At 64.2% G+C, this 18,557-nt stretch carries 15 protein-coding genes; 4 read left to right on the forward strand and 11 right to left on the reverse strand.

Annotated features, from left to right (window positions below; translation table 11 throughout):
• The first annotated feature begins 1,058 nt into the window (after nucleotides 1–1,058).
• Nucleotides 1,059–1,478, forward strand: a complete 420-nt coding sequence (locus NUV79_RS16635; RefSeq protein ID WP_257734209.1) for a hypothetical protein — start codon at nucleotides 1,059–1,061, stop codon at nucleotides 1,476–1,478.
• 48 nt (nucleotides 1,479–1,526) lie between these two features.
• On the opposite strand, the gene NUV79_RS16640 is transcribed toward NUV79_RS16635, so the two are convergent.
• The 3 genes from NUV79_RS16640 to NUV79_RS16650 all read right to left on the reverse strand — a co-directional run bounded on the left by NUV79_RS16640 (nucleotide 1,527) and on the right by NUV79_RS16650 (nucleotide 7,471).
• Nucleotides 1,527–2,522, reverse strand: coding sequence for a site-specific integrase (locus NUV79_RS16640; RefSeq protein ID WP_257734210.1), 996 nt, complete (start codon nucleotides 2,520–2,522; stop codon nucleotides 1,527–1,529).
• Between the two features lie 303 nt (nucleotides 2,523–2,825).
• Complete coding sequence (locus NUV79_RS16645) at nucleotides 2,826–3,587, reverse strand: hypothetical protein (protein WP_257734211.1); 762 nt, start codon at nucleotides 3,585–3,587, stop codon at nucleotides 2,826–2,828.
• 47 nt (nucleotides 3,588–3,634) lie between these two features.
• Nucleotides 3,635–7,471: a peptidoglycan-binding protein gene (locus NUV79_RS16650; RefSeq protein WP_257734212.1), complete on the reverse strand. Its 3,837-nt coding sequence runs from the start codon at nucleotides 7,469–7,471 to the stop codon at nucleotides 3,635–3,637.
• 422 nt (nucleotides 7,472–7,893) lie between these two features.
• On the opposite strand from NUV79_RS16650, the gene NUV79_RS16655 reads away from it, so the two are divergent.
• The 3 genes from NUV79_RS16655 (at nucleotide 7,894) to NUV79_RS16665 (ending at nucleotide 9,912) form a co-directional block, all read left to right on the forward strand.
• Nucleotides 7,894–8,232 carry a hypothetical protein gene (locus tag NUV79_RS16655; RefSeq protein WP_257734213.1) on the forward strand — a complete coding sequence of 113 codons (339 nt, stop codon included), beginning with the start codon at nucleotides 7,894–7,896 and terminating at the stop codon, nucleotides 8,230–8,232.
• A gap of 463 nt (nucleotides 8,233–8,695) precedes the next feature.
• Nucleotides 8,696–9,184 carry a hypothetical protein gene (locus NUV79_RS16660; protein WP_257734214.1) on the forward strand — a complete coding sequence of 163 codons (489 nt, stop codon included), beginning with the start codon at nucleotides 8,696–8,698 and terminating at the stop codon, nucleotides 9,182–9,184.
• A gap of 206 nt (nucleotides 9,185–9,390) precedes the next feature.
• Nucleotides 9,391–9,912 (forward strand): hypothetical protein, encoded by a 522-nt coding sequence (locus NUV79_RS16665; protein ID WP_257734215.1) that lies wholly within the window; start codon nucleotides 9,391–9,393, stop codon nucleotides 9,910–9,912.
• 30 nt (nucleotides 9,913–9,942) lie between these two features.
• On the opposite strand, the gene minE is transcribed toward NUV79_RS16665, so the two are convergent.
• From minE to NUV79_RS16705, 8 genes are all read right to left on the reverse strand, one after another.
• Complete coding sequence (minE, locus tag NUV79_RS16670) at nucleotides 9,943–10,209, reverse strand: cell division topological specificity factor MinE (RefSeq protein ID WP_257734293.1); 267 nt, start codon at nucleotides 10,207–10,209, stop codon at nucleotides 9,943–9,945.
• Nucleotides 10,210–10,211: 2 nt separating this feature from the next.
• Nucleotides 10,212–11,027 carry a septum site-determining protein MinD gene (minD, locus tag NUV79_RS16675; RefSeq protein ID WP_257734216.1) on the reverse strand — a complete coding sequence of 272 codons (816 nt, stop codon included), beginning with the start codon at nucleotides 11,025–11,027 and terminating at the stop codon, nucleotides 10,212–10,214.
• 34 nt (nucleotides 11,028–11,061) lie between these two features.
• Entirely contained in the window at nucleotides 11,062–11,796 is a 735-nt protein-coding gene (gene minC, locus NUV79_RS16680; protein ID WP_257734294.1) for a septum site-determining protein MinC, read from the reverse strand.
• Nucleotides 11,797–12,093: 297 nt separating this feature from the next.
• Complete coding sequence (locus NUV79_RS16685; protein ID WP_257734217.1) at nucleotides 12,094–13,095, reverse strand: D-cysteine desulfhydrase family protein; 1,002 nt, start codon at nucleotides 13,093–13,095, stop codon at nucleotides 12,094–12,096.
• Nucleotides 13,096–13,207: 112 nt separating this feature from the next.
• Nucleotides 13,208–14,089 (reverse strand): ABC transporter permease, encoded by an 882-nt coding sequence (locus NUV79_RS16690; RefSeq protein ID WP_257734218.1) that lies wholly within the window; start codon nucleotides 14,087–14,089, stop codon nucleotides 13,208–13,210.
• Between the two features lie 13 nt (nucleotides 14,090–14,102).
• Nucleotides 14,103–15,044 (reverse strand): ABC transporter permease, encoded by a 942-nt coding sequence (locus NUV79_RS16695; protein ID WP_257734219.1) that lies wholly within the window; start codon nucleotides 15,042–15,044, stop codon nucleotides 14,103–14,105.
• A gap of 177 nt (nucleotides 15,045–15,221) precedes the next feature.
• Complete coding sequence (locus NUV79_RS16700) at nucleotides 15,222–16,823, reverse strand: ABC transporter substrate-binding protein (protein WP_257734220.1); 1,602 nt, start codon at nucleotides 16,821–16,823, stop codon at nucleotides 15,222–15,224.
• A 104-nt stretch (nucleotides 16,824–16,927) separates the two neighbouring features.
• The gene (locus NUV79_RS16705; protein ID WP_257734221.1) at nucleotides 16,928–18,397 is read right to left on the reverse strand and encodes a M81 family metallopeptidase; all 1,470 of its coding nucleotides are present in this window, start codon (nucleotides 18,395–18,397) and stop codon (nucleotides 16,928–16,930) included.
• Between the last annotated feature and the right edge of the window lie 160 nt (nucleotides 18,398–18,557).

An 18,557-nucleotide genomic window follows, 5' to 3' on the forward strand; every position in this document is an offset into this window, starting at 1 on the left:
GCGTCCTGCCCTTCAGCAGGGGAGCGCTGGTCCGATAGCCGCTCGGTGTGGCACCTCATAGCAGCCGTCCTGTATTCGGCATGCCGTCGATCTTCGCCACGATGAGATCCTGACAAGCAGGATTAGTTCACGTCAATGATGATAGCAGAGCGTCGAAGAGATGTCGGGTTATTATTTGTAGGGGACCGTTTTTCCTGGCCAGAACAATGAACGCGACAGGGTGATCAGGGTGCTACGGTAAGCCGCAACAGAGGAGGTTTGGACTCAGGACATCGGTGGGCACGGAATGCATCCCCATCAGCTTACTTGAATTTTTCTAGGACTTCGACATCGCGCCAGCGCGTCGGCGGTCGCGTGCTCTCACAGAGAGCGGAGGACGGGCGGCACCAGGGCTCCCCTTACAGGATGATCTCGGCGTGCTCAGACCTATCATCTTTGACCGCTCTCGGCTGGCAGCGAACACCCTCAAGGCGTTGGCTCTCCATCCCAGCGCCGACAAAGCTCTGCGAGGCAGTCGCAAGTCGGGCAGTTCTGCCGCACAGACGAGCGCGAGCCCGAATATGTATCCGCTTCGACCCGGCAAGGGCTTTCGTCGCACCTTCACGCACTCCCTGCGCTCCTCGAGCGCCGTAGGCAGATGGTCTACTCGTGATTGCGCTCGCTCCAGGTCTCTCTCGGTGTCCAGCTCGCTAGCAAGTTTCCATCCGAGAGAAAAAGCAGATTTCGCACCTAAACTGTCAACTTAAGGGAAACATCATGGAAACTTCTGGTGTCATTCCGACCGTTCCAGGGTCCATAATGACGCCTGCAAGGACGTTCTGAATAGGTATTTGTTGACGTGATCGGTCTCGAATGAGGCCAGATGTTTACATTTGACCGTTCGATGGAAACGTTCGTTTCCCTCTGGGCAACCTCGTCAGCTCGACGCGCAACCTGAATGCGGTGGGGTGATGCGCATGCTGAGGTGGGGGCAAGCGAGTAGCTCCTTGCTCGACATTCTGCTCTAGCTCGCGCGCGCGTCGGCCCTGCCGATGTCGAGCCTAGAGCTGGGGATCCACATGAAGTCTGCCGTAACATTCACTGTCCTCGCAGCCGCGGGATTGACCGCCTGCGTCTCTGCACAGCCTGGTGCGCCCGTTGCGATGTTCGCACTGCCGGTCACAGGCCAGTTCGGCTCGACGCCGGCCGCAGGGCAGGTCACGGCCTTTAACAATGGCGTCGGCACGTTCTGGGTCATGACGCCGGGAGGCGCGCGCTGCGCCGGCGAATACCAGGTGCGAGACCCCAACCCGGCGCTCGTGCTGACCGGCAAGTGCTCAAACGGCAAGACGGGTCAGATCGTCGTCACACGCACGCCCGATCTGATGTCCGGCTCAGCGATCGTCAGATTGAGCAATGGCACACGGGGGCAGTTCGTCTTCGGCAACATCACCTATTCCCAGGCATTCGGGGCTGGTGGAACCGCGACCATACGTTGAAGCTGGGGCCCGAGCTCTCGGTCGTTTGCCGGGAGCTCGCGCCTGCGCTCATCCCAGCCGGCTAACGAGATCCGTCGCCCGAAGATGCGCGTAGCGCGAGAGCATGCGCAGCTCTTTGTGGCCCGAAATCGTGGACACCTCCACGACGTTCAACCCCTTCTCGAACAGGCGCGACACGGCTTCGTGGCGCAGGTCGTGGAAGTGCAAGCCAGTGATGCCAGCGCGGCCACACAGATGGCCCCAGGCTTGAACGACCGCGCTCTCGCTGGTGGGTAGCGCCCGGCCCGCTGATGGGCTTCCTTGGCCCTCCCAGAGTCGCTGGAGGACACCGCGTGCTCGCGAGGACAGAGGGACGTCGCGGGGCTCTCCGTTTTTGGTCAGGGGCAGGTGCGCGATTTGTGTCCCCAGGTCTATGTGCTGCCAGTCGAGCGATAGCAGTTCACCGCGTCGCATGCCGGTCTCGACCGCGAGCACGATTAGGTCGCGCATGTAGAGATTCCTACCGCTATCGGCAGCATCGAGCAGGCGCTGCTCCTCGTCGTCGCGCAGGCGGCGGTTGCGCCCTCGAGGTGGGCTCGGACGGCGCACGAGCTTGCAGGGGTTGCGGTGCAGATAGACGTCCCAATCACGCATCGCTGTGTCGATGGCATGGCTGATCGTGTTGAGCTCGCGGATCACGGTCGAAGGCGAGACCGACCGAAGCCGCTCGTCGCGATAGGTCGCGAGATCCGAGTTCGACAGCAGCGCCAGCGTCCGGTGACAGAGCGGGCGACGCAAGAGCGCCTTGATCCGCGAGATTTCGGTATGGGCGCTTCGTTTCCTGGGCGAGATCTCAGTCATATAGCGCTCCAGGACCGACCGGAGCGTCGTAGATTCAGCTACGCGCGTATCCGGTAGCATGCCGCAGCGGTCGAGTTCGCTCTCCAGGGAGCGTGCCCACTTCTCGGCGTCCGCCTTCTGGTCGAAGCTCTTGGCGCGAGGCGCCATACCGCGCCGTCGCACCTGTGCCTGCCATCTGCCCCGGAGTTTCCGGATCGTCGCCATTGCGGATCAGTCCTGTTCGTCCAATGACTACAGGACGCCCAGGCAGCCCCGCCAAGGAGGTTTCCGGATCGGGGCAAGGAATTCCGAGCTGGATGTGGCTCTAGTGTGCCGATCGCCGTTCAGGGACCTCGACCGGGCATCAGGTCACCTGGTCCATCAAAGGGTTCCGAAGATCCCGCTCTCTGCCTGGATCCGCCTTCGGTAGGCAATGCTCTCACGAGTTCTATCCGTGGATGGAGCATCGCGCTAAGGCGAGTTGGCCTCGGCAATTATTGACGAGCAGGACGTCTCACTGTTCCGGATTCATCGGATTAGATCGTCGAGGTCGATGGTTTTCCATGGCAAGGGCAACTGGCTTTGCTCACAATACCGAGCACTGTAGGAAAAACCCGTCGCGTTGGTCATTCGATAGCGGGTTTGCCCCAGGATTTCATATAGAACAGTCTGCTCGCCGCCCTCCGAACAATTTTCACGGACCCGGTAGCGCGACTCGCTGAGACGTTCAATCGACCGGAACTGACACAATTCCCGCCCAGCCCCCATGCCGTCGCGCCGCAAAAGGCTAAGTGTGCCATTCGATGCTTGGCTGCACGGAGTGCCTTCCGCCACGTAGTAGCCGCGCGTAAGAGGCAGGCCAGGGGCTGCGACGCGCTGTGATCCCGAGCTTGCGGCGCTTGGCGCACCCGTTGCCGATCCTCGAGCTGCGCACTTCTGAAAGCGCTTCGGGTCAAAGTCGAACCCGCGCATTGAAACAAATGTTAACACGGAGCCTGAGACCTCGACGGTGAACGTCATCCGGCTCTGTCTGCCCTCGCCGCTACAATTCGCTTCGATCTCGAATCTGGCAGCCGCGCGCTGTCGCACATTCCGGACCCGACAGGTGGTCTCGAAGGTCGACAGGTCGAGCGTCGATCGGTCCAGGACAATCTCCGTTTCGCCTTCTCCGCACCGCGGCGCTCCCCAACGGCCGACCCAGGGGTCAGCCTGGGCCTGGGTCTCGAAGGGCATAGACAGCGCAAAAGCCGCGAGGGCGAGTCTAGGGATCGTTGGCCCGATGCGATGCATGACGATCCTCCGACAGGGTGAGACGGCTCGGCAGATGATCCGACAATTTAGAACTTGATGCCCGGTGCCCGGCCGGACGACCCGGTCCCTGCGCTTCGTCCGGCATCCTGAAGCGCCTTTCGGCTTTTTGCGAATGCCTCGGCATAGGGTTCGACGTCGCTCAGGATGGATTCCACCCAGTCCAAGCTCTTCGTGGGAAATCCCGCGCGCAATCCGCGCGAGGCGCTGAACTCGACGTTGACGCTGAGCGCCTCGCCGCATGTGCCCAGCACCTTCCGACGGTCGAGCGGGTCCAGCATCCCGATCGGAAACCGAACATCGGGAACGACCTGACCATCCGGCAGAATGACAGGCGGGCTTGCCTCATCATTCAGCCAGTTCGTCGACAGTGCAATCTGCTGCCCCCCGTAGGAATAGGCGTGCGATCCGCAGCGAGAGCCGTTTTCGGTCCAGAGGTTGAAGTTCTCGTAGACCTGCCCGGAAGAGGCCGGCCCGTATTTCTGACGCAGTGCCTGCAAGACTTCTTGCACGGGAATCTGGCCGGCTTCGGAATAGATTCGACGCCACACGGCGAGAACCCGCTCCGGAGCGGCGGGCGGCTCGTCGATCAAGGCAATGATCTCGCGTCCGTCTACCGAGATGAAGAGTTTGCCTGATGTCGCCGGGGTGATTAGCGGATTGTCAGAGCGTGCTCTTGTGCCCTTGAGCACTCGGCCCACCTCCATATGGTTGCGGATCAGCTTCTCGGCCTCTGCGAAACTCTGGCCCAGTCGAATCCCGATGATGTCGTAGCGCCCAGGGGACACTTTAGGCGGCACAGGTTTGACAGCCTGCGGCTGGATGGGCTCCAGCGACAAGGGAAGCCGCACCTGCTTCGTGGTCGGATCGACCATGTCGGCCTTGATCAGCGTCAGGCTGAGCACCGGAACAGGGAGCTTTACCGGCGGCTTCTGAAGAAAGAAGCCCGCGGCCGCACGGTCCGACTCCGGTAGCCGATCCGCGATGCGCGCGCCCGTGACCTCGACGATGAAGTCGAGGTTCGCGGGGCGCCCGTCTGACGCTGGCAGCCGTGTCACCACTTGCTGCGAGATCTCAAACAGGGTGTTGAGCGTCAAGCCACCAGGATGGACGTGCGAGAGCGACACCGATTTTGCGCAGTAGGCATCGTTCGATGTGCATTGCACCCTGGGGCCGAAGCTTTGCCATCCCTGTGTGCCCAGAATTGGTGTCAGCCGATCCTGCATAATGACAGCGGCTTCCAGGCGGTCGCACTGGGCTGGCTCCCTATTCGCATCCTTCCGACAACCCATCACCTCCGATCGAAGCCCTTCTTCCGACCTGGGTTCGGATAGAGCGCTGCTGAAGCGAACCAGCGTCTCCCCCGTCCGCCCGAACTGGGTCTGGAACTTCGCCGGGAGCTGGTCGGCGCGCGCACGCGTCCAGGCCTTGAAGCCTTCGAGCAGCCGGGAAGTATCCTCGGTGTTCGGTTCCAGGCTGATATTTCTGAAATGACGCCCCCAGCGGACGGTCTGGCCCGGCATCGGCCGCTTCTCCAGCGCGAAGCGGGCAAGGAGCATCCGGGTCCAGTCGGCATCGCTCAACGAATCCGGCAGATGCTTGACGAGCAGCAGATCGAGCGTTTCCGCATCGAGCGGCAGCACAGCTTCAGTCGGCCGCTCGACCGTGCGGTCGCCCGTGCCATATGATGGCACTGCCTGCTGGTCGAAGGAGGCCTTGCCGACCTCCATGCCACCCACATGAACCGATGCTGAGAGCCCTTTCACCGGCAGCACGACGAGGTTCAGACGGTCCGCCATGAGCCGCCTCGGCTCGCCATGGCTCAGGCTGAACCGGACCTCCAGCCGCGTGTCGCCTTGGGCCGCTCGAACCCGATTGACAGCGCCTTGCAGCGCCTGAGCATCGACCTTGATGCGGAAATCCTCGGCCGGCCGTTCGAACAGCAGCGCCCGGAATTCGTCGGGCTGCTCCCGCCCGATGAGGATAAGTCGGTTTGCAGTCCCGCCGACGGAGCGGCCGACGAGTTCTTCCAGGCCCCTGATCTGCGCTCCGGTATAGGAGACGACGCTGCTCCTCTCATCCAACCCGTGAAAGTCGGAGAGCTGGATATCGGGCAGGACAGCTGGGATTCCGGCCGTGGCGGTCGCCCCCGTATTGGCGACCGCACCGTCGGCCATGAGATGACCGCGAGACCGCAGCACCAGCCGGTTCGGCAAGGACTTGGCCCGCTCGCGCGTCCAGGCCTCGTAGGCTTCCTTGCGGACGGTCGATTGCGATGCCGAGCGCGGATGAAACGGCCCCCACGGATCAATCGCCTTCCAATTCGCCCCGGCGTTGGTGGCGTAGATCCTCTGTTCGAACTGTAGCCTCGCCCGCGCCTCCGAGGCCCAGTCGAGGCGTGCGCCGGGTTCGAGACCGGCCTTGAGTTGGGCCAATAGGATCGTCTCCGCCGTGATATCGGCGCTGTCCATCCGAGCGATGGTGGATTGCCCGTCCGAGACGGAGGCCGGCGCCTGCTCGGTCGGGAATTGATGCAGAGCAGTGCGAAGCGCCTCGTCGGAATAGGCGATAAGCCGCTCAAGCCGATAGGACAGGTCACGCGCCTCCGCGCCGACACGCGTCACGGTGACGGTGGCCGCGATCTGAACGCGGCGGCGGTTCCCCAGATGCCTCAGGACCTGCTCGGCCGCAGCTTCCGCCATGGGTGCGAAGGTGGGAATGGGAAACTGAGCCGGCGCGCCGTCAAGTTCCAGGCGCAGACCGGCAATTGGGAATCCCCCTCGGGCCCGGTCAAAGCGTCCTATATCAAAGTCATCGACGATCACGACCTGCATCGGCAGCCTGGGCGCGGCTTGGAGCAGCACCGGTGCATCGTGTTCGATGAAAGCTCGATGGGCCCTGTCCTGCTCGAACTCGTTGTTGCCGGCCCAGTTGTATCGGCTGAGGAGCTCGGCCCGGCGCGGCCCGCTCAGAAAGGCCTGGGCGAAGCCGAAGGCCATGCGGGAGTCGTCCAGCAGGGCCCGATTTTCGTTGAAACGCACCAGCGTCAGCAGATAGGCGATACCGCGTCGCGTGCTTGGCGCGTATTTGTCGGTTGCAGGAAGCCCCTGGTGCAGCCGCAACTCCGGCAGCAGGGTGGCGACCGATGCAGGCACCGGTGGAACCGCCGATGACGCGGCAGGGGGCGAACCTGACGCGCGCCGGAGTTCCGCCAACCGGACCTCGTAGACCTGTCTCAGGCACGCGACATTGCCGCGGCATTCGACCCGCTCTGCAAGAAAACGTCGTTGCACATCGCGGTTGGCGCGGTCGGTGGAGATCGGCAAGTAGAATTGCGCAACGTCTCGATCCAGGCGGCGCAGTTCGGGCGAGGCGCATATGGCTCGCTCGTCGGGCCGACCGGCCCTGGAGCAGTCGAAACTAGGGCGGTCGCCAGCGGCGTCGGCAAGCGGTGCCGAAGTCGCTTCAGCTGCGAGGTTCCGCCCAGGCGCATTGTCGGTCGCGGCGACCGCTGCTTGCAGTTCCTTGATCAACCCAGCATCGAGGCGTCCAGTGGCAGGCATGCCCCGAGCGCGCTGGAAGGCAACGATCGCTTCAAGCGTCCTGGGTCCCATCTCGCCGTCGGCCTCACCGACCGCGTAGCCCAGGCGCGCCAGCATTGATTGGGCTGCAAAGACCGCACCGGCATTGCTTTCTGCCGCCCCGTTACTGCGATACTGCGCCAATACGATCGGAGCGCTGGCCGGTGGGGTGCGCTGCTGTAAGAGTGGCCTGTCCTCAGCTTGCGCGACCTGACCTGTAGAGTGGTTAAGGGCAGCGATGATTGTCAGTAAACAGGCAAGAAAAGCAGGCGTAGACCGAGGCATGATAGACCTCCAGGGCTGAATACAACGCAAGCTGCCTTTGGTCCTAGTTAATTAAAAAATGCCGCAATTTCGCCATGAGATCAAGCACGGCCGGCTTGGCAGGGTCAGCCGCTGGCCACGCCTGAAGAAATGACGATTGGCACGCGGCGACTGTCAGTTCATCTGAGCCATGAACGAAAGTCACTTCGGCGGACTCCCGCTCAAGCAGAACAAGCGCAATCCCCCATGAGGATTGACGACGGGTCGCGCTTCTGTAGCATTGGTTGACCATGTCCCGCGCTGTCTTCTCACGGTTTCTAGTCGGGCTAGTCTTGGCAACCTGTCGGTCGGGCTCTGTCAACGCGTCAGACACAGCTCGTGCTTGCCTGATCCACCAGGACGCAGCGTCCGCCATCGCCTGCTACCGCCAGATCATCGAAGGCATGAAGGAGAACACGGCGTGGTGCCAGAGCCTCGGGCTCCAAGAGGTCCAAGAGCTGCAGGCAAACATGAGTAAGAGTTTAAATCAGGTCCTCGCGCACCGGCGGAAGATCGAAGAGGCTGAGGTGGCCGAGTTCGGCAATCAGGCCAACCAGCTTACAAAGGACATTCAATCGACGACGGACCCTGCGCGAAAATCGCAGCTTGCTGCATGGTGGTATCAGTTACTGGAGGATCGCAAGCGAAAAAAAGCTGCCAAGGATCCCTTCGCGGACCTCCAACACATTCACAACGAATTCGGCAAGCTCCAGACTGCGGCGGGTCGTTTGGATTGCAAATAGAAGGAAGATGGCGCGGTTGAGACCGAGGAACGGTGCGCAAGAGTTGGGCGATGCCCTGATCTCCGCTGGCGCCGGCTCTCGTGTGCCGTCAGCCACGACACCGCACGGGTGTGGCGAGGTCGTGCCGCATGCAGCCATCGACACCACGGACCGCCATAGAAGGTCGTTAAGATGCTGGAGATAAATGAGTTTTTGGGGCGTTAGAATAAGCGCTTCCCAGCTTCGGAGGGCAACGCTCTATCCAGCTGAGCTACGGGCGCTAACCGTGCAGGCTGGATAGCCGATCCCCGCCGCTTCGGCAATGCGGGATTTCGGATGATGCGCGGTTCTCCAAGGTCAAGCGTCGCTTGCTCGCATCGTATCGTGCGTGGCGGGCGGCTTGCGGCCAGCCTCTCAGCCGTTCCGCGCCAAATCGGCGCCATGACCATGGAAAGGGAGCGGGAAACATTCTACCGTCCTGCCGATGCTGATCGAACATGAGCGCGCGATCATTTACCGGCAGCGACGGTTGCCGCTGCCGCTGAGGCTTTTCATTTTGGTGCTTGGATTGGGTGTCGGGATCGTCATCCCGATCCCTTTCATTCTTCACGCGGATTGGGACACTCTTTCGCCGACGCTGCTTCTGGCTGCGCTGTGCGTCATGGTCCCGGGCGTACTGGGCAGCTTCTTCGTGCTCTTGTCCTTCGCAAGCTCCACCGAACTCAGGCTGGATCCGGCAACGGGACATGCCGTGAGGATCATGCGCGGGCCCATTCTGAAGCGCCACGAGACCTATCCTCTTTCGGCGCTCACGCCGCCGAAGCTGATCATGAGAGACAGCGAGGACGGCCCGTATCCTGTTCTGCACCTGCGTCTGCCAAAATGGCCGGTGGTCGAAATGAGCGATTTTTCAGGGCGCGCGGAAGCGGAGACCTGGCAGGAACGCATTGCGGCCCTGCTGGCAAGAGCCTGAATGGCCACGAGGCCGAGTTTCGATGGCGCTGTCGGCAGGCGCGCCGGGCAGCGCCTTTGCCGGCTGGTTCGAGATTTTTCTCTACCGTCCTGAGCGGCTGCGCGAGTTCCAGCCGTGGCCCAGGTGCCAGCATTACCGGCCTGGATGTGAGGGCGAACTCGACGGGAGATGTTGCCGAGGGCTGCTGCCGGTGACAGTGAGGCGGCATGCCGATTCTCGACGATATCCCGGCCGACATCCGGCGCGCCGCCTGCGCCTTCCATGAGGCCGGCCATATCGTCGTCGGCTGGCAGCATCAGCGCTACATCACGCATGCCTGGCTGCGGCCGCCCCATGGCATCTCGGGGGAGACCTGCTTCGAGCCCTACAAGCGAGGGTTTCAGGCCGACAACGCGCTCGACCGTCAGCGGGCTGAGATCGAGATCACCATCCTCTCCGCCGGCTATTGCGGCGAAATGATCTATTGGAACGAAGAGGGGTTGAAATGGTATCCCGGCGCTATCGCCTCTCATGAGGACGATCTCCGGCAGATGCGGCCCTATATCGCCCTGTTGCCGCCTCAGGATGAAGCCGCCTTGCGCGCGCGCTGCGCGACGGCCGCCACCGCGATCCTCTACCGGCCGTCGATGCTCGCGGCCCAGGCCGCGATTGCCCGGCGGCTGTTCGAGCGACGCCGCATCGATCGCGACGAGGTCGATGAGATCATCGGGCGCGCGACGAGCCGATAGCCGCCGCGCGCCCGACAAAATGTTCGGCGGTTACGCCGCCTTCTTGCCGGCGTCGAACGGGACTTCGATATCGACGGCGAGCGTCGAGACCTGAGGCCCGCGCTCCATCCGGACGCTGACCTTGTCGTCGTCGATCTGCATGTGCTTGGAGATCGCGCGCAGGATTTCGTCGCGCAGCTTGCCGAGCAGGTCGGCATCGCCGCCGGCAGCGGCGCGCTCATGGGCGAGCAGGACCTGAAGCCGTTCCCGCGCTGCGGGGGCCGAGCGAGGGCGGGAGAAGAGGCGGAACAGGTTCATGCTCATGCCGCCTTCCTTCCGAAGAACTTGCCGAAGAAGCCGCGCTTCTCGCCGGGGACCGTGACCGGGAGCTGTTCTCCCTTGAGGCGGCGGATGGCATCGAAATAGGCGATGGCCGGCGCGCTGCCCTGGTCGGCCAGCGTGACCGGCGAGCCGATATTGGAGGCGCGCAGCACGTCCATGCTCTCAGGGATGATGCCGAGCAGCGGGATCGAGAGAATCTCCAGCACGTCGTCGACCTTCAGCATGTCGCCGCGCTCGGCGCGGAGAGGGTCGTAGCGGGTGAGCAGCAGATGCTTCTCCATGCGCTCGCCATTCTCGGCCTTGAGCGTCTTGGAATCGAGCAGGCCGATGATCCGGTCGGAATCGCGGACGGAAGAGACTTCCGGATTGGTCACGACGATCGCGATATCGGCATGGCGCATCGCCAGCGTCGCGCCGCGCTCGATGCCGGCCGGGCTGTCGCAGATCACCCAGTCGAAATTCGCCTTCAGCGCGCCGATGACGGCCGCGACGCCTTCCGCCGTCAGATTGTCCTTGTCGCGGGTCTGCGAGGCCGGCAGCAGGTAGAGCGTTTCGACGCGCTTGTCGCGGATCAGCGCCTGGGTGAGCTTGGCCTCGCCCTGGATGACGTTGACGAGGTCGTAGACCACGCGCCGTTCGGCGCCCATCACCAGATCGAGATTGCGCAGGCCGACGTCGAAATCGACGACCACGACCTTGTCCCCGCCCTGGGCGAGCGCGGCGCCGAGCGCGGCCGACGATGTCGTCTTGCCGACGCCGCCCTTGCCCGATGTGACGACGATGACCTTGCCCATTGACCGCTCCTTTGTGATTGTTGATGCCTTCGCCTCAGGCGAGCGCTTCGACCTTGAACGCTTCGCCATCGAGCCAGATTTGCACGGGCTTGCCGCGGAACTCCGGACCCATGTCCTCGGCCGTCTTGTAGTAGCCGTCGATCGCGATCAGCTCGGCCTCGAGCTTGCGGCAGAAGATGCGCGCGGCTGCGTTGCCCATCGTGCCGGCCATCGCCCGGCCACGCAGGGTGCCATAGACATGGATCGAGCCGCCCGCGACGATCTCGGCGCCGGAAGCGACCGAGCCGACGACGGTGACATCGCCTTCGAGGAAGACCAGCGACTGGCCCGAGCGCACCGGCTGCGTCACGATGATCGACGGGACCGCTTTGGGCAGTTCTGGCATGACCGGCTCGGCGACCGCCACCTCGGCCGGGGCCGTCTCAGTCGCTGCGACCGGAGGCTCGAAATCGGAGGTCGGGCGCCCGTCGGCCATGGCCGGCGGCAGGTCCGCGCCGAGCAGGGCGGGGGAGGCGCCCTCGATGCCCATGATCCGGACCTGACGCGAACCGAGCTGGCTGACGAAGGTGCGAAGCTGCGCCCGGTCGACGTCCAGCCCGGTGATGTCGAGCACCACGGGGCGCCGCAGGAAGAAGCCGGCGGAGCGCGAGGCGAGATCGTCGAGCCGCGCGAGCCAGTCCTCGAAGGGCAGCTCCGGGGTCAGCGTCAGCGCAAGATAGGACCGCCCCTTGAGGCGGATGGGCCGGGGTTGAGTTAACACGTCGGTTATCTTGGTAAATTTTCGGTTGCTTCGGTGTATCGAGGAAATGGTTAACAGAGGGTAAATCGAGCCCTCGATGGGGCCTGCTCGATAAGGTCGGGGGGAGGCTTTCCACAGCCTCGTGGGCTGCGCGGATGAGGGCGTAATGCGCCGTCATGCTCGGGCTTGACCCGAGCATCTCAGGACGGAGAGGCGCTTCTTCCTGCACGAGATTATCGGGTCAAGCCCGAGAATGACGGCCCGTCCGGGCTCTCCGTCGAGTGGTATCCCGAAGGGACGGCATCGCACTGCGAATCGCCGAGGCGACTATCGCTGAAAAACTTCCGGATAGGCATAGAGCCCCGGCGCGCCCCCGGTGTGCCAGAACACGACGGTCTCGTCGGGGCCGATGGCGCCGCTCCCGACCAGCGCAAGGAGCCCGGCCATCGCCTTGCCGGTATAGACGGGGTCGAGCAGGATGCCTTCTGTCCGAGCGACCAGCTCGACCGCTTCGATCATCGCGGGCGTCGGTTGGCCATAGCCTGGGCCGACCTGCGAATCATCGATCTCCAGGGCAACCTGCTTGCCCCGCTGCCGGCCTTCCAGCGCGTAGATGTCATTCACCAATCCGGAGACGATGGCACCCGCCTGCTCGGACGAGCGCGAGACGCTGATGCCCTGCACGCGGCAGCCGAGTCCGGCATCTTCGACGCCGGCCAGGATGCCGGCATGGGTGCCGCCGCTGCCTGTCGGCACGACGATCTGATCGATACAAACATTCACTGCCTTCGCCTGCTCGGCCAGTTCCAGAAGGGCGTCGCGATAGGCTAGGCTGCCCAGCGCATTGGACCCGCCGACCGGGATGAAATAGGGGCGTTTTCCCTGCGCCTTGAGCCCGGCCACAGCTTCGTCTGCGAGGGCGGTCGCATCGCCGCCGACCGGGAGCAGGCGGATCTCGGCGCCAAAAATCCGGTCGAGCAGCCAGTTGCCGTTGCTCCGATAGGCTTCGCTGCGATTCGCCACTGAGTCAGTCAGCAGCAGCACGCAGGCGAGCCCGTTGCGCGCCGCCGCTGCAGCCGTCTGGCGGGCGTGGTTCGACTGGATCGCGCCCATGGTGACGAGCGTATCGGCGCCCTGTTTCAGCGCCTCCGCGACAAGGTATTCGAGCTTGCGCACCTTGTTGCCGCCGCCGGCGAAGCCGGTGCAGTCGTCACGCTTCATCCAGATCGAGGGGCCTTTGCCGCTCTGGCGGAGAGCCTGTGACAGGCGCGGGAGTTGCCCGAAGGGCGTCGGCAGCAGCGCCAGTCTGATCGTGTCGCGTCGGTTCATCCCGGCAGGCTCCCAGCTTCGTGTCGCCATCGATGGCGAAGGCAGCATAGCGCGGTGCCGGGGATTCGCCGGGCGTGCCGATGCATGCCCGGCGTGCAGTGCGGTCGTGAGGCTAGAGCCGCCGCGACAGGCGCGGATCGAGCCGGTCGCGTAGGCCGTCGCCGAGCAGGTTCACCGCGAGCACCACGAGGGCAAGCGCGATCGCCGGACAGAAGATCGTCCAGGGCGCGCGGGCGAGATAGAGGCGGCTCGATGCGATCATGTTGCCCCAGCTCGGCACCTCCGGCGGCACGCCCGCGCCAAGGAAGGAAAGCGAGGCTTCGACAAGGATGGCGGAGGCGCAGATATAGGTTGCCTGCACGATGAGCGGCGCAATCGTGCTCGGCATGATGTGCCAGAACAGGAGGCGCGGCGTGCGCGCTCCGCAGGCGCGCGCGGCCTCGACGAAGGGCAGTTCCTTGACGCTGAGCACGATCGAGCGGACAAGGCGAACGACGCGCGGCAATTCCGGGATCGAGATCGCCGCGATGACGATACCGATGCTGCCCTGGTTCAGCGAGACCATGGCGATGGCGAGCAGGATCGCGGGGATCGCCATCAGCCCGTCCATCAGGCGCATCACGATGGCGTCGAAGCGACGATAATAGCCGGCGAAGAGGCCGATGGTCAGGCCGATGAGGATCGAGATCGTCGCGACGCTGAAGCCGACGATGAGCGAGACGCGGGCGCCGTAGACGGTTCGCGCGAAGACGTCCTGACCGAGCTGGTCAGTGCCGAAGCGCAGGTCTGGCGAGGGCGGCTGCAGCCGCCGGGTCGGCGCCTTCAGCATCGGGTCGCCGGCGATCAGCGGCGCGATGATCGCGATGATGAGGAAGAAGATCAGGATGGCGGCGCCGAGCAGCATCGTTGGGTTGCGGCGCACGAAGCGGCCGATCCGGGCGAGGCGGCTGCCGGTGGGGGGAGCGGGAACGGTCGGGGCATCGATTGCGGTCATCGGTCTCGCCTCCTCAATGCCGGATGCGGGGGTCGATGAGCGAATAGGAGAGATCGACCGCGAGGTTGATCAGCACATAGACGCCGGAGAAGACGAGGATCACGCCCTGGATGATCGGGTAGTCGCGCTTCGAGATCGCATCGACCACGAGGCGGCCGATGCCGGGGATGTTGAACACGGTCTCGGTGATCACGACGCCGCCGATCAGCAGGGCGACGCCGATGCCGATCACGGTGATGATCGGCACGCCGGCATTCTTGAGCGCGTGCTTCATCAGCATCGTGCGCGCCGAGACGCCCTTGGCATTGGCGGTGCGGATATAGTCCTCCTCCAGCACCTCCTGCATCGAGGCCCGCGTCATGCGCGCGATCAGCGCGACATAGGCGAGGCCGAGCGTCACCGTCGGCAGCACGAGATGCATGAACCACGGGCCGATGCCGTCCAGGATCGGCCGGTAGCCTTGCACGGGCAGCCAGCGCAGTTCGATCGCGAAGACATAGATCAGGCAGTAGCCGACCACGAAGGTCGGCATCGAGAAGCCGAGCACGGAAAAGCCCATCAGCAGGCGGTCGACCGGCCGGCCGGCCTTCCAGGCCGCGAGCACGCCGAGCGTGACCGCGATCGAGACCGCGAAGATCATGGTGAGGATGGCCAGCGACAGCGTCGGCTCCAGGCGCTGCAGGATCAGCGTCGAGACCGGCGTGCTGGAGAAGATCGAGACGCCGAGATCGCCCTGGATCACGCGCAGCGCCCAGCGCCCGAACTGGACCAGCAGGGGATCGTCGAGGCCGAGCCGCTGGCGGATCGCGACGATCTGCTGCGGCGTGGCGTAGTCGCCGGCGATAATGGCGGCGGGGTCGCCGGCCGAAAGATGCAGCAGCAGGAAGACGAAAATGCCCACCAGCGTCATCACCAGGATGGTCGATGCCAGGCGCTGTACGAGATAACTCAGCATTGCGTCGTTCGTCCTCCGTCGGCTTGTTCATTCGGTGCGGGAAGATGGGCCAATCCCCGCAGCGCACGGCATCGCGTGCTCGCCCTCACACCGCCGGCACGGTCACCTGAAGACGGGTGGGCAAGCGGAGCCCGCCAGAAGGCGGACTCCGCGGATCGGTTCACGATCGGGCTGAGATCAGCCCTTCTTCACGTTCCAGAACGGGATCAGCTCGGGCATGCCGATCAGTCCGGTCAGGTTGCGCAGGGCCGCCGGCTGGAACCACTGGCCGAAATAGGCATGCGGCACGAAATCCCAGGCGTTCTGCTGGATGTCGCGCGCGATCTGCTTGCGCTCGGCATCGGTCTGGGCGCCCGCCCATTTGTCGCGCAATTGCTCGTGCAACTCATTGGTCGGCCAGCCGAACCAGCCCTTCTCGCCGCTGGCCGCATGGCCGCTGAGCGAGACCGGGTTGCCGAAGGCGTTGACTGAGCCGGAGGTGAAGAACACGTTCCAGCCGCCCTGGTCCGGCGCGGCCTTGACGGCGCGGCGGGTGACGACGGCGCCCCAGTCGGAGGCCTGCAGCGAGACGTTGAAGCCGGCCTGGCGCATCCATTGCGCGATCAGGTTGGCCGCGTTGTTCATATAGGCGATGTTGGTCGCCTGCAGCACCACGACCGGGCGCCCGTCATAGCCGGACTCCTTCACGAGCTGCTTCGCCTTCTCGATATTCGGCGCGCCCTTGAACCAGTCGATATTGGCGTCGTTCTCCATCGGCGTGCCCATGCCGAACAGCGAGGAGCATCCGCGGAAATATTTCTCGTCGCCGAAGGTCGCCTTCATCACCTCGGTCGGGTGGATGAGGTGCAGCATGGCCTGGCGGGCCTTGATGTTGTTGAACGGCGGATGGAGCCAGTTCACGCGCGCCCAGCCCAGCTGGCCCTGCTTGTTCAGCACTTCCAGCTTGATCGCCTTCTCGCCGGCGAGCGAGTCGAGCAGATCGACGTTGGGGTATTCGATCATGTCGATCTCGCCGGCCCGGATCGCGGCGATCGCGGTCGCCTCGTCGGCGATGTTCTCGAACACGACGCGGTCGACATTCACGACCTTGCCGCCGGAGGTCATCACCGCCGGCTCGGAACGCGGCACGTAATTGGCGTTGCGGTCATAGACATAGCGCTGGCCCTGGACGACCGCGCTCTCGTTGAAGGTGAAGGGGCCCGAGCCGATGATCGTGCTGATCTGCTGGTTCGGGTCGGTCCCGGCCTCCTTCTCGCGCATGATGTAGCAGACATTGGTAGCGGCCTTGGCGAGCCATTCGACCACGAGCCCGTAGGGCTCCTTCATCACGATCTGGAAGGTCTTGTCGTCCTTCACCGGCGTGTCGGCGAGGCGCGCCATCATGTGCTGGCCGCCGCCGTCGCGGGCGCCCCAGCGCCGGATCGAGGCGACGCAGTCCCGAGCGGTGACCGGCGTGCCGTCGCTGAAGCGCAGGCCGTCGCGCAGCTCGAACGTATAGGTCTTGCGGTCGTCCGAGAGCGACCATTTCGAGACCATCTGCGGCTGCGGCTCGTATTTGTCGTTCACGCCGAACAGCATGTCGTAGACCATGCCGGAGTGGTACGAGGTCATGTTCGCGGTGGTCCAGATCGGATCGAAGACGCGAAGATCGCCGTGCAGGACGGCGCGGATGGTGCGGGCTGCGGAAGGCGTGGTCTGGGCGCGGATGGTGGCCGGCGCGGAGATGATCGCACCGGTTGCCAAGCCGCCCTGAACGAAACGTCTGCGTGTCGTGGTCATGTCGTTCTCCTCCTCGTTGATGGGGAGGGCCGCGGGCATTCGCCTCGTCTGGCCCTCATCGGGTCATGCTTCTTCTCTCCTGTTCCCTTCCGGGTGCGGGGGCGTCAGACGACGAGCCGGCCCGGCGGGAGCGGATCATGCGGCCAAAGCGGCCGGTTGATCTTGCGATAGGGATATTTGCGCACGTCGAGATGCGAAGGCCCGCCGCCATCGGTGTAGATCACCTCGCTGGCGATCGGGCCGTAGGCCGCATGGAAATGGTTGGTCGACTTGACCGAGACGATGCGCTTCTGCGTCGGGTCGATGCCGACGCTGGTGAAGATCTCCAGCCCCAGCGCCTGCGTCCGGTGCGACAACAGCGCGACATCGATGCCGTCGATGCGGATGCCGACCGCATTGCCGATCGGTACCTTGGCGGTGCCGAAGCTCTGGGTGCCGTTCCGGATGGCGCCGAGCACCGTCACCTCGCCATCGACCGGCGTACCGGAGGTCGAGGCCGCCTTGCCGCCGAAGCGCAGCGGAATGGTCGCGCCGACACCGGCCGTCAGGCAGAACTCGACCGCGACCGGGTCCCAGACCGGGCCGACCGCCGCATCGGAGATGCCGCGCTCGCGTAGGCGGTGGATGATGTTGGTGTTGTCGGAGGCAGCGCCGCCGCCGGCGTTGTCGGTGGAATCCGCGATGACGCGCGGGCCGTTGGCGGCGCCACCGAGCGCGCGGTCGAGCGCCTCGTCGAGCGGGGTCACCGGCGGGGCGAACTGCCCCTTGAGCGAACGGAACTCCTCGCCGAGCTTTGCCGCCAGCGCATCGCCCTTCGCCTTGGCGTTGTCAGTGACGACGAGGATGCGAGTGCCGATCTCCGGCACGTCGCCCTGCTGGAAGCCATGCGCCAGCGAAACCGAGAGGATGCCGTCCTTGCCTTCGAGCGCGCTCATCCGGTCGACGAAGGAGCGGCCCGGCTCGCGCGTCGTCGGCACCAGCTCGATCATCCGGCAGTCGTAGAGCGACATCACCGGTTTGAGCTTGCCCCGGATCGTGCCGAGGATGATGTCGACGAGCTCCTCGGCCCGCTCGACGAAGTCGATATGCGGGTATTCCTTGTAGAGGATGATCGCGTCGGCGAGGCGCACGCGCTTCTCGGTCAGGTGGCAATGCGGATCGAGCTCGACGCCGATCGGCACGGAGGGGCCGACGATGGCGCGGACATGTTCGAGGATGTCGCCTTCGCAATCGTCATAGCCATGCGCGACCATCGCGCCGTGCAGGCCGAGCAGCACGCCATCGACCGGCATCGCCGCCCGGAGCTGGACGAGGATCTCCTCGCGCATCTCCTCATAATCGGCTTGGGCGCAGGTGCCCGACGGTTCGGCCCAGAAACAGGAGCCCTCGATCAATTCGAACCCGTCGCGCTTGGCGCGCTGCCGCGCGACATAGAGCGGGGCGGTGCAATGGGTCGCCCGGTCGGGATGCTGGCCGGCGGGGAAATAGGCGGAAGCCTCGAAATTGGCCCGGGATGTCGGGATTGGAGAGAACGTATTCGTTTCGGTTGCGAGCGACGCGGCAAACAGGCGCATAAGCTACCTTTCCGAAGAATGAACCTCATGTTCGGTTGGCCGTGAAGGCCATGTCAAGCTGCAGCGCGAGTGGAGAGCTTTGCAGCTGCAGCATCGGTCTTGATTCATATTATTGCAAATAATAATCATTCTCAGTTGCATTTATAGGCTCGATTGCCAA

The organism is Allobosea sp. 47.2.35, from assembly GCF_024655635.1.
Classification (GTDB): Bacteria; Pseudomonadota; Alphaproteobacteria; order Rhizobiales; family Beijerinckiaceae; genus Allobosea.